Source organism: Paenibacillus sp. MMO-177, assembly GCF_037147795.1.
Classification (GTDB): domain Bacteria; phylum Bacillota; class Bacilli; order Paenibacillales; family Paenibacillaceae; genus Pristimantibacillus.
Map to the genome: position 1 here is coordinate 680,178 of NZ_JBBCUR010000003.1, position 24,617 is coordinate 704,794.

General features: G+C 50.6%; 25 protein-coding genes. 5 read left to right on the forward strand and 20 right to left on the reverse strand.

What is annotated here, in order from left to right:
* Nucleotides 1–22: 22 nt before the first annotated feature.
* Complete coding sequence (locus WFK81_RS14500; protein ID WP_336787326.1) at nt 23–1,096, reverse strand: tetraprenyl-beta-curcumene synthase family protein; 1,074 nt, start codon at nt 1,094–1,096, stop codon at nt 23–25.
* Between the two features lie 33 nt (nt 1,097–1,129).
* Nucleotides 1,130–1,447 carry a hypothetical protein gene (locus WFK81_RS14505; protein ID WP_336787106.1) on the reverse strand — a complete coding sequence of 106 codons (318 nt, stop codon included), beginning with the start codon at nt 1,445–1,447 and terminating at the stop codon, nt 1,130–1,132.
* Between the two features lie 152 nt (nt 1,448–1,599).
* Here WFK81_RS14505 and WFK81_RS14510 point away from each other — a divergent pair, with 152 nt between their 5' ends.
* The gene (locus tag WFK81_RS14510) at nt 1,600–2,784 is read left to right on the forward strand and encodes an MFS transporter (RefSeq protein WP_336787107.1); all 1,185 of its coding nucleotides are present in this window, start codon (nt 1,600–1,602) and stop codon (nt 2,782–2,784) included.
* Between the two features lie 76 nt (nt 2,785–2,860).
* Here WFK81_RS14510 and WFK81_RS14515 read toward each other — a convergent pair whose 3' ends face one another.
* Entirely contained in the window at nt 2,861–3,058 is a 198-nt protein-coding gene (locus WFK81_RS14515; protein WP_336787108.1) for a cold-shock protein, read from the reverse strand.
* A gap of 75 nt (nt 3,059–3,133) precedes the next feature.
* Nucleotides 3,134–3,838, reverse strand: coding sequence for a class I SAM-dependent methyltransferase (locus tag WFK81_RS14520; protein ID WP_336787109.1), 705 nt, complete (start codon nt 3,836–3,838; stop codon nt 3,134–3,136).
* Nucleotides 3,839–3,991: 153 nt separating this feature from the next.
* Between WFK81_RS14520 and WFK81_RS14525 the strand changes: the two genes are divergently transcribed.
* The 4 genes from WFK81_RS14525 to WFK81_RS14540 all read left to right on the forward strand — a co-directional run bounded on the left by WFK81_RS14525 (nt 3,992) and on the right by WFK81_RS14540 (nt 7,678).
* Entirely contained in the window at nt 3,992–4,225 is a 234-nt protein-coding gene (locus tag WFK81_RS14525; protein ID WP_015843719.1) for a hypothetical protein, read from the forward strand.
* A gap of 109 nt (nt 4,226–4,334) precedes the next feature.
* On the forward strand, nt 4,335–4,511 hold the full coding sequence (locus tag WFK81_RS14530) for a hypothetical protein (protein ID WP_336787110.1): 177 nt from the start codon (nt 4,335–4,337) through the stop codon (nt 4,509–4,511).
* Nucleotides 4,512–4,697: 186 nt separating this feature from the next.
* Nucleotides 4,698–6,488 carry an oligoendopeptidase F gene (pepF, locus tag WFK81_RS14535; protein WP_336787111.1) on the forward strand — a complete coding sequence of 597 codons (1,791 nt, stop codon included), beginning with the start codon at nt 4,698–4,700 and terminating at the stop codon, nt 6,486–6,488.
* A 344-nt stretch (nt 6,489–6,832) separates the two neighbouring features.
* Complete coding sequence (locus tag WFK81_RS14540; protein ID WP_336787112.1) at nt 6,833–7,678, forward strand: DUF4362 domain-containing protein; 846 nt, start codon at nt 6,833–6,835, stop codon at nt 7,676–7,678.
* Nucleotides 7,679–7,694: 16 nt separating this feature from the next.
* Here the strand turns inward: WFK81_RS14540 and WFK81_RS14545 are convergent, their stop codons facing one another.
* The 16 genes from WFK81_RS14545 to WFK81_RS14620 all read right to left on the reverse strand — a co-directional run bounded on the left by WFK81_RS14545 (nt 7,695) and on the right by WFK81_RS14620 (nt 24,556).
* Complete coding sequence (locus WFK81_RS14545; RefSeq protein WP_336787327.1) at nt 7,695–8,453, reverse strand: cyclase family protein; 759 nt, start codon at nt 8,451–8,453, stop codon at nt 7,695–7,697.
* 400 nt (nt 8,454–8,853) lie between these two features.
* Complete coding sequence (locus WFK81_RS14550; RefSeq protein ID WP_336787113.1) at nt 8,854–9,609, reverse strand: class I SAM-dependent methyltransferase; 756 nt, start codon at nt 9,607–9,609, stop codon at nt 8,854–8,856.
* Nucleotides 9,610–9,637: 28 nt separating this feature from the next.
* Complete coding sequence (locus tag WFK81_RS14555; RefSeq protein ID WP_336787114.1) at nt 9,638–10,012, reverse strand: VOC family protein; 375 nt, start codon at nt 10,010–10,012, stop codon at nt 9,638–9,640.
* A 161-nt stretch (nt 10,013–10,173) separates the two neighbouring features.
* The gene (locus WFK81_RS14560) at nt 10,174–11,031 is read right to left on the reverse strand and encodes a DUF92 domain-containing protein (protein WP_336787115.1); all 858 of its coding nucleotides are present in this window, start codon (nt 11,029–11,031) and stop codon (nt 10,174–10,176) included.
* Nucleotides 11,032–11,222: 191 nt separating this feature from the next.
* The gene (locus tag WFK81_RS14565; RefSeq protein WP_336787116.1) at nt 11,223–11,963 is read right to left on the reverse strand and encodes a glycerophosphodiester phosphodiesterase; all 741 of its coding nucleotides are present in this window, start codon (nt 11,961–11,963) and stop codon (nt 11,223–11,225) included.
* A gap of 27 nt (nt 11,964–11,990) precedes the next feature.
* A complete protein-coding gene (locus tag WFK81_RS14570) occupies nt 11,991–13,343 on the reverse strand; it encodes a CapA family protein (protein WP_336787117.1) in 1,353 nt (450 codons plus the stop codon).
* Between the two features lie 67 nt (nt 13,344–13,410).
* Entirely contained in the window at nt 13,411–14,859 is a 1,449-nt protein-coding gene (gene hemG, locus WFK81_RS14575) for a protoporphyrinogen oxidase (RefSeq protein ID WP_336787118.1), read from the reverse strand.
* A 16-nt stretch (nt 14,860–14,875) separates the two neighbouring features.
* Complete coding sequence (hemH, locus tag WFK81_RS14580; RefSeq protein WP_336787119.1) at nt 14,876–15,823, reverse strand: ferrochelatase; 948 nt, start codon at nt 15,821–15,823, stop codon at nt 14,876–14,878.
* On the reverse strand, nt 15,816–16,886 hold the full coding sequence (gene hemE / locus WFK81_RS14585; RefSeq protein WP_336787120.1) for a uroporphyrinogen decarboxylase: 1,071 nt from the start codon (nt 16,884–16,886) through the stop codon (nt 15,816–15,818). Before hemE ends, hemH begins: the two co-directional genes overlap by 8 nt.
* 213 nt (nt 16,887–17,099) lie before the next feature.
* Nucleotides 17,100–17,702 (reverse strand): hypothetical protein, encoded by a 603-nt coding sequence (locus WFK81_RS14590; protein ID WP_336787121.1) that lies wholly within the window; start codon nt 17,700–17,702, stop codon nt 17,100–17,102.
* Nucleotides 17,695–19,197 carry a pilus assembly protein PilM gene (gene pilM, locus WFK81_RS14595; protein WP_336787122.1) on the reverse strand — a complete coding sequence of 501 codons (1,503 nt, stop codon included), beginning with the start codon at nt 19,195–19,197 and terminating at the stop codon, nt 17,695–17,697. The genes WFK81_RS14590 and pilM overlap by 8 nt, the downstream gene beginning before the upstream one ends.
* 16 nt (nt 19,198–19,213) lie before the next feature.
* Complete coding sequence (locus WFK81_RS14600) at nt 19,214–19,969, reverse strand: prepilin peptidase (RefSeq protein ID WP_336787123.1); 756 nt, start codon at nt 19,967–19,969, stop codon at nt 19,214–19,216.
* A 77-nt stretch (nt 19,970–20,046) separates the two neighbouring features.
* Entirely contained in the window at nt 20,047–20,496 is a 450-nt protein-coding gene (locus WFK81_RS14605; RefSeq protein WP_336787124.1) for a type II secretion system protein, read from the reverse strand.
* A gap of 65 nt (nt 20,497–20,561) precedes the next feature.
* Nucleotides 20,562–21,770 (reverse strand): type II secretion system F family protein, encoded by a 1,209-nt coding sequence (locus WFK81_RS14610; protein ID WP_336787125.1) that lies wholly within the window; start codon nt 21,768–21,770, stop codon nt 20,562–20,564.
* Nucleotides 21,770–22,810, reverse strand: a complete 1,041-nt coding sequence (locus WFK81_RS14615) for a type IV pilus twitching motility protein PilT (protein ID WP_442956065.1) — start codon at nt 22,808–22,810, stop codon at nt 21,770–21,772. Before WFK81_RS14615 ends, WFK81_RS14610 begins: the two co-directional genes overlap by 1 nt.
* 81 nt (nt 22,811–22,891) lie before the next feature.
* The gene (locus WFK81_RS14620) at nt 22,892–24,556 is read right to left on the reverse strand and encodes a GspE/PulE family protein (RefSeq protein ID WP_336787127.1); all 1,665 of its coding nucleotides are present in this window, start codon (nt 24,554–24,556) and stop codon (nt 22,892–22,894) included.
* Nucleotides 24,557–24,617 lie beyond the last annotated feature (61 nt).

The window sequence follows — 24,617 nt, forward strand, 5'->3', positions numbered from 1 at the left end:
TCATTCCTCCAAGTAATTTTATCTAATCCTGTTGTCTTCGAATCCAGATGCTGTTGACCAAAAAAAACAGGCGGGTAAGCGGGCTGTTCTTCATCAGCTTGCGGGATGCCGCCAGCACATCCGATTGGGTCCGGACCTTGGGATCGGATAGGTAAAGAGCTAGCAGCCCTTCGATAATAAGCCGGTGAAAGCCGGCTGCCGGGAGCTTTTTCACATCTTCCCTGGCCCTATTCACAATCGTGACAATCCGATCGACAAGCTGCTGCTGACTGTCATAATAATGACAAAAATTCAAATCGCCGCCGGCACGGTCTTCTTCCTGATCGATCAAATAATCGAGCATGATATGAAGGCCGCACACATGCGGAAAATATATATTTTTAATTGCTTCCGCGTCTTCCGGAAGTAACGTCTTGTCGCTCGCCGCAGTAAACAGCATAAACATGCCTAGCGTCGAGCCCGTCGCGGCTGCAAATTCATTCCAATATAATTCCGGATACCTGTCTGCGTATGACTCCCACCAAGTAAGCAAGCGCTCCTCGCGCAGATCCTTGCGGATATGCTTATACACCTGGAGATCGGTATACAAGCCGACAAGCTCCGTAACGTGCGGCTGTGCCGCAGCATACGAAGGAAGCATTGAAACACAGTGTTGACATAAATTTACCAAATGATGCAAATAACCGCCGTCGTTCCGCTCCTGGCGCAAGGCGTAGTAATCCTTCACCGCTGCTGACGGGTCGACCGCATCCAGCATCGATTGATGAAGCAAACGAAAATCATCCGGGTCCAGCGAAGTACTGCGGTCGCATAGATTGTCCAGATAATCGCTGATCGTCTGAAGCGCCACAATTAACGGAATAAGAACATACCGCTCGTCCAAATTCATAGAGGCGTAAATCGCGCCGCCCTGGCAATGAAACTTCTTGCTGTCCATGCTTTGAAGGGCCTGCGACCGAAGCTCGGGATCCGGGATCTGTTCGGCCAGCTTGCGCAGCTTGCGCAGCTCGATGTTCACTTCAGGCAATATGTACTTATAGACGCGGTGCATGAGCTTTAACGGGCGTTCGGGTACCCGATTGCCGGACAAAGTCATTACTCTCACAATGCACCCCCTTCTATGACAGCCTTACGTATGCCGGCGGGATTCCAGTTCCTGATTGGTACGGTACCAGATATGCAAGTCGTTGATCCGGCTTGCGTATTCGGCAATCTCCGCATTCAAACGGCAAGACTCTTCGAAATTCTCTTCCTCATACAAACGATTCTGCATACGGTTAATGACTCTTTCAAATTCCATGACCCGATCCGGTATTGTTCCCCTAATGAGCTCCCACCGTTCCACGATGTCCGACTGCTCTGCGGAAGAGTACTGCTCCCAGTCCGCTTCCAGCACCGGCAATGCGATCAAGAGCCTCTCATTCCACTCAAACCGATACATCAACATTCGTGAACCTCCAGACAATAATGTACCATTTCGACAAGCAATAATCCAGCCTATCATGTATACTGATAAACAATGTTGTTTGATAAGTACATGCTTACGAAATAAGAATTATCGCAAAGAACGCGCGTTAATTCTTTTCAGGAGGAAAACATATGGATCACTCAGACAGCGCCGCGCCTTCCGCAGCTAATGTCAAACGGGATACGCTTTCGCTTAGAGCCTTCAGCTTTGCCATGTACTCCACGCAGGCTCTTCTTATTTCTTACATTCCCTTGTATTTTATGGATCAGGGGTTCTCGGCGCACCAGATCGGCATCATTTATTCAACGGGTCCTTTTATCTCTATTTTTGCAAACCTGCTGCTAGGCATGGCAAGCGACAGGTTCCGGACGATCAAGAAGCTGCTTACCGTTCTGTTGTTTGGACAGCTGGTTATGATCTCCCTTTTGTTCCCGGTTCATCACTTTGCTCTAATCTGCCTCGTCATGACGGCCTTTTATTTCTTTCAGACACCGATGAACCCGCTTAGCGACAGCCTGATTCTGCTCGCCAGCCAGCACATTAAGACGCCGTATGCGCTAATCCGCATATTCGGCTCGCTTGGTTTTGCCCTATCGGCTTACCTGTTTGGTTTAATCCTGAAAGGAATTGGCACGGAATGGACTTTGCCAATCGGTTTGGGTACGATTACCATCACGATTATATTGTCGTTCTTCCTCAAGGATTACCATGGCAGTACCCGCAAAATCGAATTTTCAGGGTTCTTCAAATTGCTGCGAAAGCCCGAAATCTTATTTTTCTTCTTCATTATATTGCTTGTCTCGATCAGCCACCGGATGAACGAAAGCTTCCTTGCCGTTGCCCTGCGGGAGATGGGCGCTTCGGATTCCCAGGTTGGGCTTGCCTGGCTGTTCTCCGCAATAAGCGAAATTCCTGTATTGTTCCTGATGGGGAAATACGGGCATAAATTCAAAGAGCTGCCGCTCCTTGTCTTCGCCTGCTTGATGTATATGCTCCGGTTCTGGCTGGCTTCCGTGCTAGACGATCCCCGCCTTGTGCTCAGCACGCAGCTTATGCACAGCGTCAGCTTCGGCATTTATTTCTCCACGGCGCTACGTTACTTGTCGCAGCTTATCCCGGACGAATACCGCTCCTCCGGCCAGGCTGTGTATGCGGTTGTATGGTCGGGACTCGCCGGTCTTATCAGCGGTACGGTCGGAGGTTATTTCTTCGAGCATTTCGGACGAAGCAGCTTTTATCAGATGGGAGCCGTGCTTGCGTTAATCTCGGCAATCCTGTTCTTCTGCCAGCATCTATTTGGACGAAATAACCCTTAAACGCAAAATAAAAAGAGATCCTCTCGAATGCGAGAAGGATCTCTCTTGCTCTCTTGCGTGCTTATAAGGGTTGATCTTATAATTTAACGACGTTAGACGCCTGTGCACCGCGATTGCCTTGTGTAATATCGAATTCTACCGACTGACCTTCTTCCAGCGACTTGAAGCCGTCGCCTTGAATAGCGGAATAATGAACAAACACGTCTTCGCCATTCTCAACCGAGATAAAACCGTAGCCTTTCTCAGCGTTAAACCATTTTACTGTTCCCTTCAACTGACACAACCTCCTAAAAATAACCGCCACATATCGTGGCGAATAACCTCATTATATCTCCCTGATTTGGAAAAATCAACAAATCGCGATTCGAAGGAATTGGCTGGATCCCGGAATAAAAGGAAGCATTGACGTCAGCAGCTCCGGTTCTCCGCCGTTCGCCTTAACGGCAGCCAGCAGCTCATCCATCCGTTCGTACGGCTTCCAGCCCAAGGAATACAGAGGGTAAACTCTTACTTCTCCGCCGGGTTTGCATACCCGCATCAATTCCAGAAGCGATTGCTTGTGAAACTCAAAGCCAAATTGCCCGGCATATAGAAAAAGGAAATGACTGCATAATACAAGGGAAAACGTATTGTCCTCAAAAGGGAGCTCCGGCAATGATCCCGCCACGTAACGGCTGCGCCCTTCCGTTGACTGCAAATGCACGCGAAACCTTTCAAGCGATTGTACGCGTCCTTCGCGATGCTGCTCCAGGCTGCCGTAATAGCTCCAGTCGAAATGCTCCCTTAGCTTATCGAGCTTTGCGGTAGAGGCCTCGATCTCGGCTGCCGCCTCCTCGAGCCACGCGCCTGTGTCCTGTACGTACCGGGGATCCGCTGCGGTCGCATCATAACCGCGGCTTCCCGCATCCGCGGTAAACGAGGACCCACCTCCCGCAACATCCAGCACTTTGCCCTTCGCAAGCAACCGCTCCGTTAAATCAAACATTCTCGCGTACTCGTCAAATCCCCGGCATGTCATCGCCACGCCAACCTGCTCGTATACCTGCTTACTCATCTCAAACACGCTCCTCATCTCTGCTCTTCTCGTCTCATCATTCCGCCTGCTTGCAGAATAGCCTAATTCTACCATCCGCTATTATTGATTTCCACCCCTAAATTTGGCTATGATGAACAGTATATCTAGATGAGGAAAGGTGGCCGCACAGCTATGTTTAAAAAACATGAAATTTTTAAAACCGATAAATACAATATGCTTACCGTGGAGGTTCAAGGAAAAACCTTGATCGTCCGCGAAATTTCCGATCAATGGGGCGAAGAAACCCATACCTTCGTCAGCCGTCCCGAAATGATGCACTGGGCGGAAAACCGGTTCAAGCCCGAGCAATTCGCCGGACGCGAAGAAGAACGGGAAAATATTCTGAAAGCGCTGAAAGAGGTATAACCCGGCAGGAAATATTAACCTGTACGGCGAACACATATCGTTACAACACGGTGCATAGACAATAGACTAGCGCATGCTTTCGTCTTGTTTATGATTTCAGGAGGATAAGATGGGCTCCGTAAACGCAATATTTATCATTTCCGCCTTCGTGCTTGGCGGCCTTGTTATTCTTAAGCGCGATTCCATGGCGCCACACTTGCGCAGGTGGATGGCAATCGTATCTATCGTCTTAATCGCATTCGCCTTTTTCCTTATTGTGTACAGCTTCTTTACAATGGGAACTTAGGTTCATGATTGGAAGCATCACCGGACATACTAGGACAAACTGTGTTCTTGAGGTGATCTTCCACGAATGAAATGGCTGCCTGTCGTATTAGCGTTATGCCTTGCTCCCGGTTCGGCTTCCGCCGACGCCGGAAAGCAGGCTGCGTCATATCACCAATCATCTATATCCGTACCGAGGAGGAGTTCGATGAATCACGTACCTAAGCGTTCCGAAACCGCAGTAGAATCCCGTTGGAAGCTGGAGGATCTGTTTGCGAACCAGGCTGCCTGGGATAAAGAGTTTGCCGAAGCAAAAGCTTTGATCAAGAAAGTCGGAGCTTTCGAAGGCAAGCTGAGCGATCCCGCGCAATTGAAAGCCTGCTTCGAGCTGGAAGATGAGCTCTCCCTGCATGTTGAACGGCTTTATGTATATTCCAATATGAAGCATCACGAGGATACGGCTGAACCAACCTATCAGGCTTTGTCCGACAAAGCCAAAAAAATCAGCGTGGAAACGGGCGAAGCCCTCTCCTTTATTACGCCTGAAGTATTGTCGCTGTCGGATGCGGAGCTTGACGCTCTGATCGAGAACAAGGATCTTGCGGTATTCAAGCATACGCTGGAAGAAATGCGCCGCCAGAAAGCACATGTCCTGTCCAAAGCGGAAGAAGCGCTAATGGCGCAAGTAGGCAATGTAAGCTCCGCTCCGGGTTCGATCTACAGCATTTTGAACAATGCGGATCTGAAATTCCCTAAGGTGAAAAATGAAGCCGGCGAAGAAGTCGAATTGACGCAAGGCCGCTACATTCAATTCCTGGAAAGCAAAAACCGCGAAGTGCGCGCTAACGCCTTCCGCACCATGTACGATACATACGGCAAATTAAAAAACACCCTGGCAACAACGCTAAATGCGAATGTTACGAAAAACATTTTCTACGCGCGGGCACGCAAATATCCTTCCGCTCTTGGCATGTCGCTGTATGGCGATAACATTCCGGAGAGCGTATATACGAACCTGATCGATACGATCCATAAGCACATGCCGCTTATGTACCGTTACATGAACCTTCGGAAAAAGCTGCTTGGCGTTGACGAGCTTCATATGTACGATCTGTTCGCTCCGCTTGTCGATGAGTTTGACATGGAAATCAAGTATGACGACGCAAAAAAAATCGTAAAAGAAAGCTTGAAGCCGCTTGGCGAGGATTATTTGTCCGTGCTGCAGGACGGCTTCGATAACGGCTGGATCGACGTGTACGAGAACGAAGGCAAACGCAGCGGCGCTTACAGCTGGGGAGCTTTCGGCACGCATCCGTACGTGCTGCTGAACCACAAGGATAACCTGAACAGCATGTTCACCTTGACGCACGAAATGGGCCATGCTCTTCATTCGTATTACTCGGATACGAACCAGAACTACCGCGATGCCCAGTACACGATCTTCCTGGCGGAAGTCGCGTCCACGCTGAACGAAGCTCTGCTTATGGATTATCTGCTGAACAAGTCTACGGATCCGAAGGAAAAAATGTACCTGCTGACATACTATGCAGACCAGTTCCGCACAACGGTGTTCCGTCAGACGATGTTTGCCGAGTTCGAGAAAATCATTCACGAGAAAACCGAGCAAGGTGAGTCTCTTACTCCGCAGGATTTGAGCAAGATCTACTACGACCTGAACGTGCTCTACTATGGCAAAGACATGGTTGTAGACAAAGATATCGAGATGGAATGGGCGCGTATTCCGCATTTCTACAACAGCTTCTACGTGTACAAATACGCGACGGGCTTCTCCGCGGCAACAAGCTTCTCGAAGCAAATTCTCGAAGAAGGCGCACCGGCGGTTGACCGTTACCTCGGCTTCCTGAAGAGCGGCGGCAGCGACTTCTCGATCAACATTCTGAAGAAGGCCGGCGTTGATATGTCTTCCCCTGAGCCAATCGAGCAAGCGATGAGCGTGTTTGAGAGCTTGATTGAGCAGATGGAGGAGTTGACGAAGTAAACGGATCGGTTGGTGCTTGCTTGGAGGACGGGATGGTTCCGAGGACGGGAAAGGATCTCCTTCCGGCTGCTGTTGGAATCGGGAATTTTGAATGACACCTAAAGGTGTATTCCCGAGTTCCAAAGGCAAACGCTCCGCTCCTCCAGGAGATCCTTCCCCTCTCTCTTCACCCTTTCCTCTCAATTGCACACCAAAAACTCCCTTTACTTCGTGTAGAGGGACGGAAAGATGAAAGACAAAAAAAGACAGACTCGGTGATTTTCGAGTCTGTCTTTTTTGTTGGCGCTAGCGCGTAACTTTCCAGTTATTCCCTGCGTCTATTTAAATATAGAAAGGGTGATGGGATGATTAATAAATGGAGATCAAGTTATCTAATCATGCTTGGCATAGCGATATTGCTTGTTGGACTAGCCGGTTGCAAATCCGAGCCCAATTCTAGCTCTCCGCATGTTATTTCAAGCGATGGTCTTGCATATAAGGAAACGCGGTTAACGGAAGAGGATATCGTTAAAACCTTAAAGGCTAATAATGTCGAGTTGACGGCAGACCCTGCAGACTCTTATTTTAAGCTAAATCATGTGAAGCCTTCTATCTACGCGCTGCCGGGCAAAGAGAGAATTATGGTGTACGTTTATGACAATGCCAAAGACACGAAAAAGGCAAGACTCGATTTTGCGGAGAAAACAAAGGTTATGGACGTGAATTCACCGCTATTTTATAACGTCAAAAACGTCCTGATCCTGTACCAGCCTAACGTTAGCGGTGAACGCCCCCAAGAGAAAACCGCCTACCATTCCGGTATTGAAAGCTCCATCGAACAGCTGTTAGGCGATGAAATTTATATTCAACATTTTAAATACTATAATCTCGTTAAATGGAAGAGCTTCATAAATAGTTTTACCAACCATCAGGCGGATCAATTGAAAATAACATCACTAACCATTGAAGGCGATCCGATCTATATCTATCTGACCACGGACGGTACCAAGCTGCAATATGTATACGATAACAGCGAGGATGCTTATGGAGGGGGCGATACAGGCGACTCCATAACGGAATGCACGAATATCGAACAGGAGAAAACCGAGGAAGGAAATATCCGCTACGTTGCAACCGGATGTCAAATTGGCGATAAAAGATATATTATGACCGTCCCTGAAGACTCCATGAAAAAAGACAGCAGGATCTAATCCCGCTGTCTTATAATTAATCCTCAAAGATGGCGACCGGGCGGGACCAGCCCCCGCTTGCTTTTTCCACTTTGATCGGGAAACAGCATACTTTGAAGCCGTATGGCTGAGGGATTTGATCCAGGTTGGCTAGTTTCTCGATCTGGCAATATTCACGGTCCTTGCCGACGAAATGAGCCGCCCACAGGACGCCTTCCCTTGGATCCTGTTTAAAAGATTCTGCTTGCAGGTTGAGCGGAATATCCCATCCCCATCCGTCGGTACCCACTACTTTGATGCCTTGATCCAGCAGCCACACCGTAGCTTCGGCCGATACCCCCGCATGCAGAAATGCATAATGCTCGTGGTATAAACGTTTGTCCGCATCGCTTCGGATGAGGACGATATCAAACGGTTTTAACGTGTAACCGATCCGGTCCAACTCGGCTTTCAGATCTTCCGTTGTAATTTCGTAGCCCGGAGGCTTGGCGCTGAAATCAAGCAATACACCATCGGAAAAGAACCACTCGAGCGGAAGCTCGTCAATCGTTCTCGCCGGCTTCCCTTCCGAAGTTGGCCAATAATGCCATGGCGCGTCTATATGAGTACCTGCATGCGTATTCAAGGTTACCGTTTCCGTCGCCCACGCTTTGCCTTCCGGGAAATCCTCCTGCTTAAGACCAAGTATGGCAGCTGCTTGCTGAGCCCCTGCTTCATGGCTCGAATACTCAATTTTTGCTGGCAAAGGCTCTCTGATAGATGGACTGATAGGTACGCTCAAATCGATCATTTTCATCACGTAATTCTCCTTGTCTCCCGATTCAAGCCCCATTATACCACAATCCTCCAACGGCCTAGTTAGTGATTATGTTTACAATACAATCCTTTGATGACGCGGAAGCAGAATCCGGAGTAAATACCGAATGGATTCGAGGTGCGAGCTTAACAATACGATATATCGCTAAGGTCGCCATGATGCCGGGTTTGGATCAGCTTTACGATGCGGGACATTGTTAAGTGTCGGATTACATGGAGAAAATGGACGTTTTGGGAGGCAAATGAAGCATCTTAAAGATGTGCGGCAGCGTTAAGAGTGTTGAAAGGAAGGGAAATCTGAGCCTTTTCGATGTGGCGTATCGTTAAGAAATAAACTCCCGCACAAGGCTATGCTATCCTCATACGAGAGTTTATATAATTTATACTTCGCCCCAATAGATCTCGGTCTCGTAATCGAAAGAGACTAGACCATTCTGCTCCGTAGCTTTAAAAAGCTTCCGCAGCTCAACCATTAATGGCTCGTAGTTAGGATGGCCGGGCAGAGGGATATAGGAGGAAGACGACATCCGTCCGCTTAATTGCTCGAAGTTAAGCGGGCTTAATAACGGGAAGGTCGCCTTATGGAGTTCTCCGTCTTTGAAGAACGGCGTAAGGGCGTCCTGGGAAATATTTTTATGGCTAACCTTCTCGTAATCGATACCGTACGTCCGAAGCAGCTGGTCATAGCCTTCGAGAAATGGCGTACCGGTTGTTAGTCGCGAGTTCCAGATCAGCACGGCTTTGCCTCCTGGCTTTAGAATGCGTTTGAATTCGGCTTTCGCTGCGGAACGGTCAAACCAGTGGAAGGACTGGGCGCATACAATAAAATCAACGGTATGGTCCGCAAGACCGGTCTCTTCCGCTGAACCCGATACCGCTTGGAATTTGGGATATCCGCTTAACTGATCAACGGCCGCTTGCCGCATATCGGGGTTAGGCTCAACGGCGGTCACCTTGCTTCCCTGTTCCAGAAGCAGCCTGGTGAATATGCCCGTTCCCGCCCCCACATCGGCAATAGCGGATTCCGAACGGAACCCTATTGTGCCGTATAAATATTGAATGACCTCGTCCGAATAGCTCGGACGGTATTTGACATACTGATCAACCCGGTCGGAAAAACGCTCCTTGCTGTTCATCGACTCGTCATCTCCTCCGTATAGAAATTTAAAGCCACTCCAAAAATTCGAGGCGGTTTCCGAAGGGGTCGTTTAAATAGAATCGCTGCACTCCTTCTTCTGACCGCGCATGATCATCAATCACTTGCACTCCCTTATGATGTAAATACTCCCTCAATGCGTTTAAGTTCTGCACCTGAAAGGCAGGATGAGCTTTTTTGGCGGGGATAAAGTCGTTTTGAACCCCGATATGCACCTGATGCGTTCCGCATTGAAACCATGCTCCGCCGCGTTTTATCAGATTGTCGGGCTTCGTTATCTCCTTCCAACCAAGTAAATCAGCGTAAAAGCTGCGCGCTGCCTGCTCGCAGTCTTCAGGGGCCGCCAACTGCACGTGATCAATTCCAGTGAATAAGAAAGACATCCTCTCACCGCCTATTATTAGTTTCATCTTATGAAACATAGTTTCAATTTATGTATCCATTTTATAGGAAAACCATGTAGGAATCCAGTAGTCTTAAGCATAAAAAAAAGCCCCCTGCAAAAGATTAGCGTCTTTAAGCTAATCTTCCGCAGGGGATAGTTTTAAAAGAGGACGCCGATGGCCCAGCCAAGCAGGCCGGCGAAGACCGACGACAGGAAGTTTACCCTGTCGTTGTTCAGCGCGGCCAAGCCGCGCACCCGCTCCGCCGCCGTCCCGCAATGGACGGCGCGCTCGGTCTCGCTGCCGCATACCCGGCAGCGGTACATGGCCTGGCCGGTGGCGCCGAGCAGCGAGTCGGCGAAGCATCCGGCCAGGCCGGCGGCAGCGGCGGCGATGACTACCGCCGCCGCGCCGCCAGGGGCGCTGCCCGCAGCGGCGTCAGCCTGCTGCGGGAGCGCCAGCAGCGCTGCCGCGACGCCGCCGATGAAGGCGGCACCAGCCAGCGCTGCAAGCGTGCCGAGCGGCGTAACCGCGCCGCTCGTGCCCGGCTTTACCCGCTTGCCGGTCGTGATCGACCGCGGCGCGCTACGGCTTAGGGCCCCGATTTCCGTGGCCCAAGTATCCGCGTTTACGGCGGCCATCACGCCGATATAAGCAAACAGCCATGCCGCGTCCGGCCAAAGCGCATTGCCCGCGCATAAGAGCAGCCCAATGCCGCCATTGGCCCAGACCTGTCCGGCGTCGCGCCTACCGGTCTTCTCGTAATTCGCTTCCGCGGCGGCTTTGGCGCGGTGGCGTTTCTTCCACTTCGACCATAGGGTCGAGGACACAAAGAAAGCAATCAGGCTGCCGAACCATACCGGCTCGCCTAACGTAACAAAGCCCGTTCCCATGATCATGGCCGACCATGCCCCCGAGCCCGATAAAGATCGTGTCCGATAAGCCGCAGCGGCGATCAAACCGCTCCCGGCAAGACCCGCAAGAAGTCTCAGCCACCATTCGTCTACCCAACCAACCATACTCTTCGCTCCTTAGCACTGCACACTTTATACTTGTTTCAGTTAAAATGCGGTTACCAGCTCTTCAACCACTTTGCGAGATCATTTCCTGCCGCGGCATGGCCCCATGCAACCTAACCAAACATAAACAAGCTAACATAAACCCCTATCAGGCTGGTCACAGCCCAACAGGGGTCCACTTCTTGCTTCTGTTATACGACAACCTGCTGCAACGCTTTTTGCCAGCGGTCAGGATAATTCGTGCAAATCATCAGCTCCGGATCAAACGTGATCAGCTTGCGGATGGAGCGTTCGTCGTTAGGTGTCCATGCCATCACCTGGATGCCAGCCTGCTTCAGCAGCTCCAGGCGGGAGGCGTTCAGCCGGCCATGCTCGATCGACAGGAACCGGGCGCCAAGCTGTTCCAGTTCGACAGGCAGCGAGTTACGCCATCCGTCGAGGATTAGACCCGTACGGATGCTGCCGCCAGTCCGTTTATGTACGTTAAACAATGTTCCGGCATGGAACGACGTTATCACCACTTCGTCCTCCATGCCGTAATCTTTGAGCAGCTCAACTACATAATCTTCAAGCTTGGGATAACGGATCCCGTCCGTCTTCAGCTCGATATTCAGGCGGATACGTCCGCGGGCCTTATCCAATACCTGGCTTAACGCTGGAACGCCTTCACCCTTGTACAGCGGCGAAAACCAGCTTCCGGCATCCAAAGCCTGCAGCTCCGCAGCCGTCAGGCTTTTCACTTCGCCGCGTCCGTTTGTTGTCCGCTTCAGCTTGTAATCATGGATAACGACGGGTACGTTATCCTTCGACAGCTGCACATCAAGCTCTACCCATTCAATAGCCGGCTCATCAATCGCTAATTGAATGGCTGCGAGCGTGTTTTCCGGAGCGCGTCCGGACCAGCCCCTATGCGCAACGCATGCATTTCTCATTAGGCGCCGACCATCCTTTCGCTTGCCTTATTTCGCTGCAATCGTACCGTCGCCGCGCACCTTCACGCCAAACGACAGTGCCGTTAAATGATCCAGCAGCGTCTTCGCTTTGTCACCGTCAACCGGCTTCGGCTGGGCGAGATTATTGTTCATCGGATCAAACTTCAGATCGCAATCGCCCGATTTGCTGCAAACCGCGTTCAATACGCCCGTATCTGCCGTAGCCCCTTTTGGATAAGCGCTAAAAATAAAATTGCCCAAGCTGTAGGCTATCCACTTGCCTTTGTACTGCTCGAACCCTTGCAGCACATGCGGATGGCTGCCAATTACCAGATCCGCGCCCGAATCAATATATTCCCGGGCAAAATCCCGCTGGTATTGCTCCGGCGTTTCCGCCTTTTCAATCCCCCAATGAACCATGACAACAACGAGATCCGCCTTTTCTTTCGCTTTCTTGATCGCGGCTTTGGTTCTTGTTGTATCATAGGTCTCGGCTACGCCCGCACGGTTCTTGTCAGCTTTCCAGTCGCCTGTCGGCACAACCCGGCTGACGCCGATATAGGCAACCTTAATGCCGTTTGCTTCCTTAATGACCGGGGCAAAAGCCTCCGTGTCGTTGTTGCCGGCGCCCACATGGTTAATGCCGGCTTTGTTCAAATGAGTTATCGTATCAAGCAAGCCCTCAACGCCTTGATCCAGCGTATGGTTGTTGGCAAGCGTCACGATATCGATGCCCGAATCTTTCAGCGCCGGCAGCGCGCCCGCATCGCCTTTAAACACAAATTGCTTGTCTTGGGCAGGTACTCCGCGCGTTGTAACCGGATATTCAAGGTTCGCCGCCGTTAAATCCGGCTCGCTTAGATGAAATAAGGCTTCCTTGTAAGGATAGTCGTCACCGTATTGCTTCATCATATCGCCGACGCTTTCCGCCAGCAGAATATCTCCTACAAAGGCCAGTCTAACGGTATCGCCAGACGCACCGCCACTTGAGGAGCTTCCCCCAGACGGTGTTGTGCTTGGGTCATTTTGTCCGCTTGGGCTGTCTTCTTTCGTTCCGCTATTATCCGCCCCGTCAGCATTTTCGTTGTCTGCTGCGGACGTTTCAACTGGTGCAACACTTGGCTCAGGACTTGCTTCAGCAGAAGAATTACCGCCTGCGGAAGAGTTAGTCGGGTCTGGGGAATGACCAGCAGCTGCTGATTCCTCCGTCCGCGGCTTGTTATTCTTATGGAATAAGCCGCCGTCCAAGGCAGAGGCCCAAACCGCGATTAGAACAACAATGAGGCCAACAATCATCAAATTAACGGTTAACAGAAGGCGAAATCTTTTTTTGCGTCTTCGTTTTTCATGCTGATGCGCTTCAGAACGGGATGAATACATGGATCGGCTCCTTCCAGCCAGAATATCCCTTCCATTATAGCAAGGTTAGTTCTAGATTGCGAAGGTTTCATAGAGTTGATAGAATTTCGAGAGCCGCTTCTTTCCCCGATTTGATGCAGTCCGGCAATCCTACTCCGCCAAAGGCTGCGCCCGTTACATATACGCCCGGCAGCTCTGCTGCCAGACGATTGCGAAGGCTTGCCGTATTCTCCAGATGCCCTACAGGATATTGCGGCATCGAGCGCGGCATGCGTGTTATTTCCGTAAAAATCGGCACGGCATCGATACCCAGCACCTTATGGATATCTTCAAGCACGGCTTTTTTCAATTCGTCTTCCGGCAGCATAGCGACCTCTTCATCGCCTGCCCGGCCGACATAACAACGGAGCAGCACTTTATCGCCCGGGCTGGTATGCAGCCATTTGTTAGACGTCCAGGTGCAGGCTGTGATGCGCAGTCCTTCCGAACGCGGTACAAGGAAGCCAGACCCGTCAAAAGTTCTGTCAAACGTCGATTTCTCAAACGCCATGACCACGTTTGCTACGGATACATAGTTAATTGCCCGAAGCTCGGTTACGTCCACTAGCGGCTCTAGCAGATCCGCCGCATGGAAAGCCGGTACGGTGATCAGCACCTGATCGGCAGGCACTACCTCGCCCGACTTTAAGACAACCTCGTAACGAGAAGCTGCATCCTCGCCGTCGAGAGGCTTAATCGACACAACGGCATCCCCCAAACGACGCTCTATGCTTTGCAGAGCTTTATCAAGGGCATGCACCATCGTAGACAAGCCTTCTTTAAAGCTCAAGAACACACTGTTTTTTAGTTTTTCCGGCAAATAATCCGGCGCTTGATGCGGCGCTTTGTTCTTTTGCTGCATCTGCGTTCCGCGGATCAGGCTTCCATACTGGCGTTCCGCCTCCGCAAACTGCGGGAACGTCGCCTGTATGCTCAGCTTGCTGAGATCCCCTGCGTAAATACCGGCCAGAAGCGGCTCCGAAATATGCTTTACAATCTCGGATCCAATTCTGCGGGATAGAAAATCGCCAAGCGACTCATCTCCGTCCGGTGCCTCTGACGGCATCTCCAAATCCTCAAGCGAACGGGCTTTGCCTTCCTCCGACAACAAAGTCGTCTGCATAAACGTATCGAGATTCGTCGGAATGCCAAGCACCATACCCTTCGGCATCGCATGAAGCTTGCCGTTCCGCATAATATAAGCGGTTTTGCCGTTTTCGTTTTGCGCCGTCAGCTCGTTCTCGATGCCAAGCTCCTTCGCCAGTTCAATCATCGGCAGCTTCCGAGACAGGAAAGAATCCGGCCCCTTCTCAATGACGAAGCCGTCACGCTGCAGCGTATTTATTTTCCCGCCAAGAACAGGTGCGCCGTCCACAATTGTCAGCTTCACCTGTTTGCCTTGCCGCTCCGCTTCCCGCTGCAAATAAAAAGCGGAGCTCAGTCCGCTGATCCCCCCGCCGATTACGACAATTCGATCAACCATTCCGATTCTCCGCATGTTCTTCATCCTTTCGCTATTCCAAAGAACCGGCGCCTATAACCGATTCTGCTAAAGTTTCCATATATAAAGGGTCTTTATTCAACATTGTAATCCGCTCAAGCGTAATTCCCAGCTCGGCCGCAACCTGCTTGGCTTCAAGATCGAGATCGTACAAAACTTCCAGATGATCGGATACAAATCCGACCGGAGCAACCAAAACGGCTTTAATTCCTTCATCCGCAAGTACCTTCAGCGTATCCAGAATGTCCGGTCCAAGCCAAGGCTCTCTTGTACGGCCTGCGCTTTGCCAAGTGAACTGCCAATCCTGCGCATCCACGTTCGCCAGATTCGCTACCGCATCCGAGGTAGCAAGCAGCTGCTGCTCGTACGGATCGCCCATCTCGCGAATTTTTTCCGGAAGGCTATGCGCACTGAACAATACTTTTACCGGTGCGGTGTTGCCGGACGATTCGGCCAGACGTTGCAAGCCGTCCGTTACGCGCTCGCTAAGAGCTTGAAGCAGCTTCGGATGAAGGTGGTATTCCTTGACGAACGACATCTTAATGCCTAGCTCGGCTGCTTTTTCCTGCGCGCGCTTGTTATAGGAACCTACGCTCATGATCGAATAATGCGGCGCAAGTACAATTCCTACGGCTTCCTTAATACCGTCGCGTGCCATTTGCTCCACACCGTCTTCGATATAAGGAACGGCATGCTTTAATCCCTGGTAGCAGACATAACGGCCGGGCGCCAGCTGCTCCAGCTTATCCTGCAAGCCTGCCACTTGTCCGTTTGTATTCTCGCGCAGCGGAAATACGCCGCCAACGATCGCATCGTAGCGGTCGGTCAACTCTTTCAACTGCTCCGGCGTTGGCGCGTTGCCTCGGCGGATATGGGTGTAATAAGCTTCAACATCATCCAGGCTTTGCGGTGTGCCGTAGGACATCACCAGAACGCCAATCTTGTTATTCGTCTCAGACATGGCTCGTTTCCTTCCCCTCTCGCGCTGCAATAGCTTTCTCCGAATAGGAGTGAATGAATGCCGTTAACTCTGTTAATTTCTCAAGCGATGCTTCCGGGAACAGACCGTGGCCCAAGTTAAACACAAAGCCCGGCTGCTGAATTCCCTGGTCGATAATCTCAGCCGCATACTGTTCAACAACGCTCATAGGCGCAGTCAGAATAACCGGATCCAGATTGCCCTGCACCGCGAATTTGCCGTCCAGACGGCGGCGTCCTTCCGGAATCGATACGCGCCAATCGAGGCCGATAACATCAGCCTTCAGATTGCCCAGCTCCGGCAAAAGCTCTCCCGAGCTGACGCCAGGGAAATAGATTTTCGGCTGCGGCAGATCCGACAGCTCGGCAAAAATCCGCTCGATCGTCGGCAGGACAAACTTGCTGAAATCGGCAGGCGTAAGAGCTCCAACCCAGCTGTCGAACAACTGGAATGCCTTGCCGCCGCTTGCCATATGTGCCCGAAGATAAGCGATAACCATATCGCCAAGCTTGTCCATAAGACTGAACCAGACCTTCGGCTCGCTATACATCAGCGCTTTGGTCCGCAAATAGTTTTTCGAAGGTTTGCCCTCGATCAAATAGCTTGCGATTGTAAACGGAGCGCCAGCGAACGTAATAAGCGGCACTTCCAGCTCTTTGTCCAGTATGCGGATCGTCTCGAGCACATGGCCCAGATCGCCTTCTACGTCAATAGGGGTTAACCGCTCCACATCAGCCGCCGTGCGAATCGGATTGTGAATAACCGGCCCGATGTTGGCAACGATGTCGAAATCAATCCCGATCGAAGCGACCGGGTTCATAATATCCGAATATAAAATAGCCGCGTCAACGCCCAGCTTGCGTACCGGCATCATCGTAACTTCTGCCGCAAGCTCTGGCTGCCTGCAAATTTCTAGTAAAGAATATTTCTCTTTAATCTTACGGTATTCAGGATCATATCGTCCTGCTTGACGCATGTACCATACCGGTACCGTGTCTACAAGTTCCTTCCGGCATGCCCGAATGAAACGGTCGTTATAGCTCATGTTGCCGTTCCTCTTTTCTTTAATTTTTCACTAATTTCCATTATGCCCGTTTTCGTTACCCCTAACAACCGTTCTCGCCTTGCTTCCTATGACAATAGTATGACAATCAAACTTTCCCTGCATGAAGAACCGATGAATATTAGCCGCAAAAAAGAAGACAGCAGCAAGGCTTTCCCTATCGTTCAGGGTACCTCCACTGCTGTGTGATTTCTCTTAATCGGCTGTCGCCGGCAAGATCGGATTCTTCAATAATGACTTGTAGGACGGGTCAAAATACGCGGTAAAAGACAGCTCCGCCGTATTCATTCCGCTGTCCGCTTGCTGCAGGGTAAAGTCGTTAATAACAATAAGACGCTTTTGCTGCTGAAGCTGAGTCATCCAACTCTTCACTTGCGCGTATGTGCCAAGCAAAGTGACATGAACATTAACTTCCTTCACGGTTGGATATAACGGATCGGCACTGCCGGACAAAGCGTTAAGCTTATTCTCGCCCGGAAGATCAATGGCTGCGCTGTTTATTTTCGCCCCGGTCTGAAGACTTAAGCTTTTGAGCGTAACAACCAACTGTTCCGAATTGTCCCATAAAGGAAGGGCAGCTTGTATATCCCGCTCCGCCAGGCCGGTACCCTCCTCCTGCTGCTTATTCACGCTGGCCTGAAGGGCATTGTATTGCAATTCGGACTGCTCCGCGAGCTTCTTCTGATCCGACAGCTTGCTGCTGGATGGCTGAAGCAAGACGACGTACAAGAGAAGCAGCACAAGAAAAAGCAGCATCATCACGATGAGGCCAAGCGAGCGGTTTTTGGTATTATCCATTATCGTCCGACCCTCCTGCGTCAGCCTGCTTCTTGTCCGAAGTCGAAGCTGTTTTCCACGTAATCTCGTAGCTTCCTACCCACTGGCCGTTATTATCGGCAAAAGACTGCAGATGAACCGTCTGGGTAAACGGCATGGCCCGAAGACTCGTCAAGTAAGTAGACAACGCCGTTAAATCCGTGCTTTTAAAAGTAAGGGAAAGCGTTCCGGGCTTGTTATATTCAATCGTTGTAAGCCGGGAGCCGTAGGGCAGATGATTCGTCAGTTCATCCAGTACGGCAACGGCATCCTGCCTGTTATCGTTAATAAACTTCACAACGGCCTGCGGATCCGCATCCGCTTGCGTCTCCGTATTTTGCGTCGCCATTTGCTGCTGGAGTAAGGCTGTTTTATCTTTGATCACCTGCACGGTATGCTCGTAATCTGAGATTTGCAGCCTGTTGTTCGTGTTTAGCGCCAGAATGGCTCCAAGGCAGAGCAGCCATACGATGCCTGCAACAAGCAGCTTGGCCGGAATTTGTGTGGTCTTTCTGGCTTTTTCCGGCATCAGATTAATCCCGGGAGCATTCTTGTCCCTAATCGCAAGACCAAACGGAATCATATATTCATCAAGCTTCCTGCGAACCCTCTTGCGAAGCGGCGATTCCAGCTCGACGGTCTCGACTCTCATATCCGGTTGTGCCTGCTGCAGCTCGGCAGCCAGCTGGGTACGCCCCGCCAGCTCGCCGGCAATAATAGCTTGATTTATCCGCGCATTGCCGTCATGAATGCTGTATTGATAGAAGCTGAGCAGCCTGGAAATCTCGGCATTAATGCTATAGATCAGCTCGGGGGTAAACGTCCCGTCTATGGAGCCGCTGTAATCATATTCATTAATGACCCGCATAAAGACCGGATGCCCCTCATGGAACATGTACACTTCCACATTAGCCTTATCCAGATGAATGAGCATCGTATTTTCAAGCGAGTCTATGTACCGGGCTTGAATCGCTCTGGCGAAAGCCGTTGAGGCCAGCTCGACATATTTCACTTTCAGCCCCGAGCTCTCGAGCAGCTCGATGCATTGCTTAAGCCATCTTTGCGGAGAAGCATAAACGAGTACATGGGTAGACTGCTCTTCCGATCCGGCAGCAATATAATCATAGACCGGGTCTTCAAACGGAAGATGCAGCGCCGTCTCGACTTCAAGATTGATCAGCTGGTCCAGTTCTTTTGAATTAACGGTCCCGATCTGAAGCTTCCGGATAATAATTTGCGATGTCGGAATAGACAACGTAATCGAAGTGCCGTTCAGCTTTTCTTTCTTAACCCATTCCTTCAGACTGGAGCGAAGCTCCTCCATGTTCGTGAATTGATCCTCAAGAATGACTCCATCGGCAAACGGCAGGAAGCCGGTCTTCTCGATTTCCCAGCCCTTTTTTCTTTTCCTTACTCTCGCGTAGCGTACTCCGCCGTGATCAATCGTTAGACCAACACGCTTGCTGCTGTCGAGCATTCTTTCTCACATCCCACTACATTAGAATTGAACGGTATAAATCAATCATTGCATCGCCATATGCAAAGGACAGCAAAGCGCCAAGCAGTAAAAACGGTCCAAACGGAATCGGCTGCTTTCTCTTCACTACCTTTAACAGCAGCAATAATCCGCCAACCACACTGCCGAAGAAGCAGGCCAAAATAAAGGCGGGAATCAGATTGGTCAGCCCAAGTATCCAGCCCAGCAGGAAGAGCAGCTTGACATCGCCAAGTCCCATGCCTCCTCTTGTAAGAATAACAACTGCCAGAAGAACGCCGCCTCCGGCAAGCGCTCCGCCAATATGAAGCCAGATGGATCCTGCCGGGAACAGACATCTAAGCACAATAAATAGAGGAGCAAAAAAGAGCAAGATACGATTAGGCAAAAGCATATATTTCAAATCGGAGACGGTAAGGATCACCGACATGCTGACAAGGAGCAGTCCCATTACCGTATTCCAGCTGTTTCCGAAGGTAAGATAGATCCATACAAACAAAAGACCGGTCGCCAATTCCCCAAGCGGGTATACAGGAGAAATCCGTTTGCCGCACTGGCGGCAGCGTCCACGGGACAAGAGGTAGCTTAAAACGGGCATCAAATCTCGAGGCTTAAGGCGCATCCCGCATTTCGGACATTGCGACGGCGGCGATACAATTGAAAGCTTGATCGGAATCCTAATCCCAACAACGTTAAAAAAGGAGCCTACTATTAAGCCAAAAAAGAACAGGTAGATTGCGAGAAATAGGGTCATAGGCGGGTTCGCTTTCGGTTTAGTGTTGTAAGACACCAGAAATCGGATACGTTATCCGATTTCTGGTGATGAAATTATTAGGTTGCAGTTGGAGTCGGTGTTGGTGTTGCTGCTGGCGCTTTTCCATCTTTAATTTGAGCAGCAGTATATGGCTTGTTATTTAAAGTGACGCTTTTGAGTTCACCTGCTGCATCAAAAGTTACTACTGAAGCATTTTCAAGCTGTGCTTTTGTACTAGGCAATGAAGTATTAGCAGCAATATACCCTGCATCTACTAAATTTTTAAAGGTAACGGACTTGCCATTAAAATCACCATCCAACTCACCTGTTACATACAATCTTGCAGCATCATACATTTGTTGTGCCGTAGCAACATCGGCATCTTTCTTCGTATTATCAATAATCTTACCAATCAAAGGAACAGCAATTACCGCGATTACCGCAAGGATAACGATTACGGCCAAGAGCTCGATCAGCGTAAAGCCTTTTTCTTCTTTTTTCAGGCGTTTCATCATTTTTTTCAACATATTGGTTTCCTCCTAAATAATTGTTTTTTGTCTCTTCTATGTTGTCTTGCTTGTAAAACCTCACGTTACTGGACACTGGAAAACAAGGTGAACATCGGTAAAATAATCGCCATGACGATCAGCCCGACTACCCCCGCAAGGAATACGATCAAGAGCGGTTCGATCAGAGATTTCAGACGATCAACCGTGTTGTCGACGTCCATCTCGTAGAAATCCGCGATCTTGGCCAGCATCTGGTCAAGCGAGCCGGTCTCTTCCCCTACCGCAATCATCTGCGTTACCAGCGGAGGGAATACCCATGCTTTCTTAAACGGCTCCGACAAGGAATTACCCTGACGCAGCGACTCCCCTGATTTCCTTATGTATCCGCCGATCACTTTATTGCCTACCACCTCCTCCACTATGGTCAGAGATTGGAGCACCGGCACGGAGCTTGCATATAGCGAGGAGAGTGTCCTAGACATTTGGGCAATGGCGCCTTTTTGTGCCAGCTTCCCAAAGATCGGCACTCTTAGCTTGGCATAATCCAGCACGTATCGGCCCCGCTCCGTGCGTTTGTATAGCTGATAGGCCACAATAAGGACAACAAGCGAGAGGACCCAGTAGTACCATTGATGGGACATGCTTTTGCTCAAAGCCAATACCATCTTCGTAATGGCCGGAAGCTCGGTATTAAACGATTCAAACATCGTGACGAACTGGGGCACGACGCCCTGCAGCAAGTAAATAACCGAAGCAATGGACATCAGCCCAACAACGGCCGGATAAGTCATCGCTGATTTAATTTTCTCTTTGGTCGTATGAGCTTTCTCGAAGAACAGAGCTAGCCGGTCAAGCGTGCCTTCCAAATCCCCCGTCTCTTCCCCGGCACGGATCATGCTGACGAATAAGGGCGGAAAAATCCGCTTATGCTCTTGAACGGCCTGCGAGAACGGAATTCCTCTTAGAAGGGCCGAGCTTACGTCAACCAACGCTTTCTTAAGTGGTTTGCTTTCGGTCTGCGCGGCAAGGATGTTTGTTGCCTCTACAATCGTGACCCCAGCCCGGATTAGAGTTGAGAACTGACGGCAGAAAATAATAAAATGAATGCTTTTTACCGGATTGCCAATGTAGATCTCGGTAGATAATACGCTTTTGCGGATTTCCTCGACGGATATTACGATCAAACCACGCTTGCGCAATTCTTCTACTGCAGAAGACTTGTCCATCGAGTTCAGCTTTCCTTGCAGCTGCTTGCCACCGTTTGTCTTCACTTGATAAGCAAATTGCGGCATTAGAGACCTCCTTCCGCCATATACGGCTTAGCCGCAGTTGGATCAATAATGCCGGAGTGAAGCAGCTCCTTCACGGACATTTCCAGCGTGTGCATGCCTTGGGCGCGGCTTGTCTGCATAATGCTTTTTATCTGATGCACCTTTTCCGTCCGGATCAGGTTGGATACTGCCGGCGTATTAACCAGAATTTCTGTTGTACACGCTCTGCCTGCTCCCCCCCGCTTCGGAAGCAGCCTTTGCGACACAATAGTGACAAGCACAGATGCTAACTGGCTTCGAATTTGCCCCTGTTGATGCCCGGGAAATGCATCGATGATTCGGTCAATCGTCTGTGGTGCATCGGATGTATGGAGAGTTGCCAATACAAGATGCCCGGTCTCCGCCGCCGTAATCGCAGCCGATATCGTCTCGAGATCGCGCATCTCCCCAACGAGAATCACATCGGGATCTTGCCGGAGCGCGGCGCGCAGACCGCTCGAGAAGCTGCTTGTATCCTGACCTACCTCTCTTTGATCGATAATCGAGGACTGGCTTGTATGTATAAATTCAATGGGATCTTCAAGAGTTACGATATGTCTCGCTTGCGTCCGGTTAATACGGTCAATCAAGGCGGCAAGCGTCGAGGATTTCCCGCTTCCTGTTGGGCCCGTCACCAGTATGAGCCCTTGGTGCTTCTCCGCCAGCAAGGCCAGGGACGGCGGCAGCTGAAGCTGCTCAAAGGTTGGGATTTGAGTCGGAATCGTTCTGGCGGCAAGGCTAATGTAACCTCTTTGCTTATATACATTGATCCGGAAACGGCAGTAACCGGGCAATGCGAGGGAAAAGTCTACCTCTCCCCTTGCGCGGAGCTTATCCGTCTGCTCGCTTAGCATAAGACTTAATGCCATCGTCTCAGCAGCTTGTGCAGTGATGGCAGAATTGCCAATCTTATGGAGTTCTCCGTTAATCCGGAATACGGGAACATTGCCAACCGACAAATGCAAGTCCGATGCCCGAAGCTCATAGGCCTGCTTAAGAAAATCCAGTATTAGTTCGTTAATCACGGCTGTCCTCCTAAAAAGAATGACCGCATCATGAGCGGAAAAAGCTAATGCAGCGATTCTTGCTTCGCAAGCATGAAATTAATGGGCCACGGTTTCGCGGAGAACTTCCTGCAGTGTCGTAATGCCGCGGGTAACTTTGTCGAGCCCGTCGTCCATCAATTGGATCATCCCCTGCTTGGCTGCTGCCTCGCGGAGCTCGCTTAACGAACCGGATAGTGTGATAAGCTCACGGATTTCGTTATTGATATGCAAAACCTCATGAATGGCCACCCTGCCGCGATAACCCGTGCTGCCGCAGCTCCCGCAGCCTCTGCCGCGGTAAAGCGTCTGAGCCTGAATCCCCCTGCTTCTTAAGAACAACCTCTCCTGTTCGGTAGGCTCTTGCGCTTCCCGGCAGTCGTTGCATATCCGGCGAACAAGACGCTGCGCAACAACGCCGATAAGCGATGACGCGATCAAGTAAGGCTCAACTCCCATATCCCGGAAGCGCGTAATCGAGCTGACGGAATCATTCGTATGCAAGGTGGACAATACCAAGTGGCCGGTCAGGGAGGCGCGGATCGCAATCTCTGCCGTTTCCGTATCCCGAATCTCGCCGACCATGACAACGTTGGGATCCTGCCGAAGGATCGAGCGCAGACCGGTTGCAAAGGTTAATCCGATTGTCGGGTTAACTTGGACCTGGTTAATGCCGTCCAGCTGGTACTCTACCGGATCCTCAACGGTAATGATGTTGGTATCCTCTTCATTCAGATGGCTGAGCGCCGAATACAAGGTGGTTGTTTTGCCGCTGCCCGTTGGACCTGTAATGAGCAAAATGCCGTAGGGGCGCTCGATCATTTCCTTAAACACCCGGACGTTATGGTTATTGAAGCCGAGCTGATCAACCGCTTTGACGCCGGTACTCAGGTCAAGCAGACGAAGAACGATCTTCTCGCCATGAATGGTAGGCAAGGAAGCGACGCGGATATCCACCGTCTTGAATTCGAACTGCATCTTCATCCGGCCGTCCTGCGGAAGCCTCCGCTCGGCGATGTTTAATTTGGACATGATTTTGAGTCTTGCCGTAATAAAACCCTGCATCTGCTTAGGCAATGCCCGTTCCGTGCGAAGCACCCCGTCAATCCGGTAACGGATCGTAACGCTTGTCTCGCCCGGGTCAACGTGAATGTCGGAGGCTCGAAGCTGTACCGCCTGCTGTATCATCTGGTTCACGAGCCGCACGACGGGAGAATCTTCATCCGTAATTTCGGTCTCGCGGATCTCTTCCTGCGTCGGAAGATCAATCATCATCTGACTCATGGAGTCCTGCAGACCGTAATGTCTTGCGATAGCCCGCTGCAATTCGTCTTTGCTGGAAATAGCCGGTTCGATTCGGAAGCCTGTGCTCATGCGAAGTTCTTCGATCGCGAAGTAGTCCAGAGGATCCGCCATTGCCACCATCAGCTTGCCGCCGTCCTTCTGAATCGGTATCGCCTGGTAACGTTTGGCCATGCTTTCGGGGATGATCTGGGTGATTTCCGGATCAATCTGGTATTTATACAAGCTGACATGCGGAATTCCCAGCTGGAATTCCAGCACTTCAATGAGCTGCTGCTCGGTTATGTACCCTTGGGCAATAAGTAAGTCGCCTAACTTCTGTTTGGATTTGCTTTGCTCCAGCAAAGCCTTCTGCAGCTGTTCCTCGGATATTATGGCGCTCTCGACCAATAAATCTCCCAGTCTCTTCTTAATAGCCACCATCTCTTAACAGCCCCATTCTCTTATTTCTTGCTGGGTTCTTTATACCCAAAATTCTAGATCA

What these genes read in the sequence shown, in the direction of transcription:
- WFK81_RS14500 (WP_336787326.1), bottom strand. Translation starts at nt 1,096, where the DNA reads ATGACTTTGTCCGGCAATCGGGTACCCGAACGCCCGTTAAAGCTCATG.
- hemG (WP_336787118.1), bottom strand. Translation starts at nt 14,859, where the DNA reads ATGCGGAGAATCGGAATGGTTGATCGAATTGTCGTAATCGGCGGGGGG.
- WFK81_RS14545 (WP_336787327.1), bottom strand. Translation starts at nt 8,453, where the DNA reads ATGAAAATGATCGATTTGAGCGTACCTATCAGTCCATCTATCAGAGAG.
- WFK81_RS14555 (WP_336787114.1), bottom strand. Translation starts at nt 10,012, where the DNA reads ATGTCTTTCTTATTCACTGGAATTGATCACGTGCAGTTGGCGGCCCCT.
- WFK81_RS14505 (WP_336787106.1), bottom strand. Translation starts at nt 1,447, where the DNA reads ATGTTGATGTATCGGTTTGAGTGGAATGAGAGGCTCTTGATCGCATTG.
- WFK81_RS14540 (WP_336787112.1), top strand. Translation starts at nt 6,833, where the DNA reads ATGATTAATAAATGGAGATCAAGTTATCTAATCATGCTTGGCATAGCG.
- WFK81_RS14560 (WP_336787115.1), bottom strand. Translation starts at nt 11,031, where the DNA reads ATGGTTGGTTGGGTAGACGAATGGTGGCTGAGACTTCTTGCGGGTCTT.
- WFK81_RS14550 (WP_336787113.1), bottom strand. Translation starts at nt 9,609, where the DNA reads ATGAACAGCAAGGAGCGTTTTTCCGACCGGGTTGATCAGTATGTCAAA.
- WFK81_RS14510 (WP_336787107.1), top strand. Translation starts at nt 1,600, where the DNA reads ATGGATCACTCAGACAGCGCCGCGCCTTCCGCAGCTAATGTCAAACGG.
- WFK81_RS14530 (WP_336787110.1), top strand. Translation starts at nt 4,335, where the DNA reads ATGGGCTCCGTAAACGCAATATTTATCATTTCCGCCTTCGTGCTTGGC.
- pilM (WP_336787122.1), bottom strand. Translation starts at nt 19,197, where the DNA reads ATGCTCGACAGCAGCAAGCGTGTTGGTCTAACGATTGATCACGGCGGA.
- WFK81_RS14520 (WP_336787109.1), bottom strand. Translation starts at nt 3,838, where the DNA reads ATGAGTAAGCAGGTATACGAGCAGGTTGGCGTGGCGATGACATGCCGG.
- WFK81_RS14620 (WP_336787127.1), bottom strand. Translation starts at nt 24,556, where the DNA reads ATGGTGGCTATTAAGAAGAGACTGGGAGATTTATTGGTCGAGAGCGCC.
- WFK81_RS14605 (WP_336787124.1), bottom strand. Translation starts at nt 20,496, where the DNA reads ATGTTGAAAAAAATGATGAAACGCCTGAAAAAAGAAGAAAAAGGCTTT.
- hemH (WP_336787119.1), bottom strand. Translation starts at nt 15,823, where the DNA reads ATGTCTGAGACGAATAACAAGATTGGCGTTCTGGTGATGTCCTACGGC.
- WFK81_RS14600 (WP_336787123.1), bottom strand. Translation starts at nt 19,969, where the DNA reads ATGACCCTATTTCTCGCAATCTACCTGTTCTTTTTTGGCTTAATAGTA.
- hemE (WP_336787120.1), bottom strand. Translation starts at nt 16,886, where the DNA reads ATGAGCTATAACGACCGTTTCATTCGGGCATGCCGGAAGGAACTTGTA.
- WFK81_RS14525 (WP_015843719.1), top strand. Translation starts at nt 3,992, where the DNA reads ATGTTTAAAAAACATGAAATTTTTAAAACCGATAAATACAATATGCTT.
- WFK81_RS14590 (WP_336787121.1), bottom strand. Translation starts at nt 17,702, where the DNA reads ATGGATAATACCAAAAACCGCTCGCTTGGCCTCATCGTGATGATGCTG.
- WFK81_RS14570 (WP_336787117.1), bottom strand. Translation starts at nt 13,343, where the DNA reads ATGTATTCATCCCGTTCTGAAGCGCATCAGCATGAAAAACGAAGACGC.
- WFK81_RS14565 (WP_336787116.1), bottom strand. Translation starts at nt 11,963, where the DNA reads ATGAGAAATGCATGCGTTGCGCATAGGGGCTGGTCCGGACGCGCTCCG.
- pepF (WP_336787111.1), top strand. Translation starts at nt 4,698, where the DNA reads ATGAATCACGTACCTAAGCGTTCCGAAACCGCAGTAGAATCCCGTTGG.
- WFK81_RS14610 (WP_336787125.1), bottom strand. Translation starts at nt 21,770, where the DNA reads ATGCCGCAATTTGCTTATCAAGTGAAGACAAACGGTGGCAAGCAGCTG.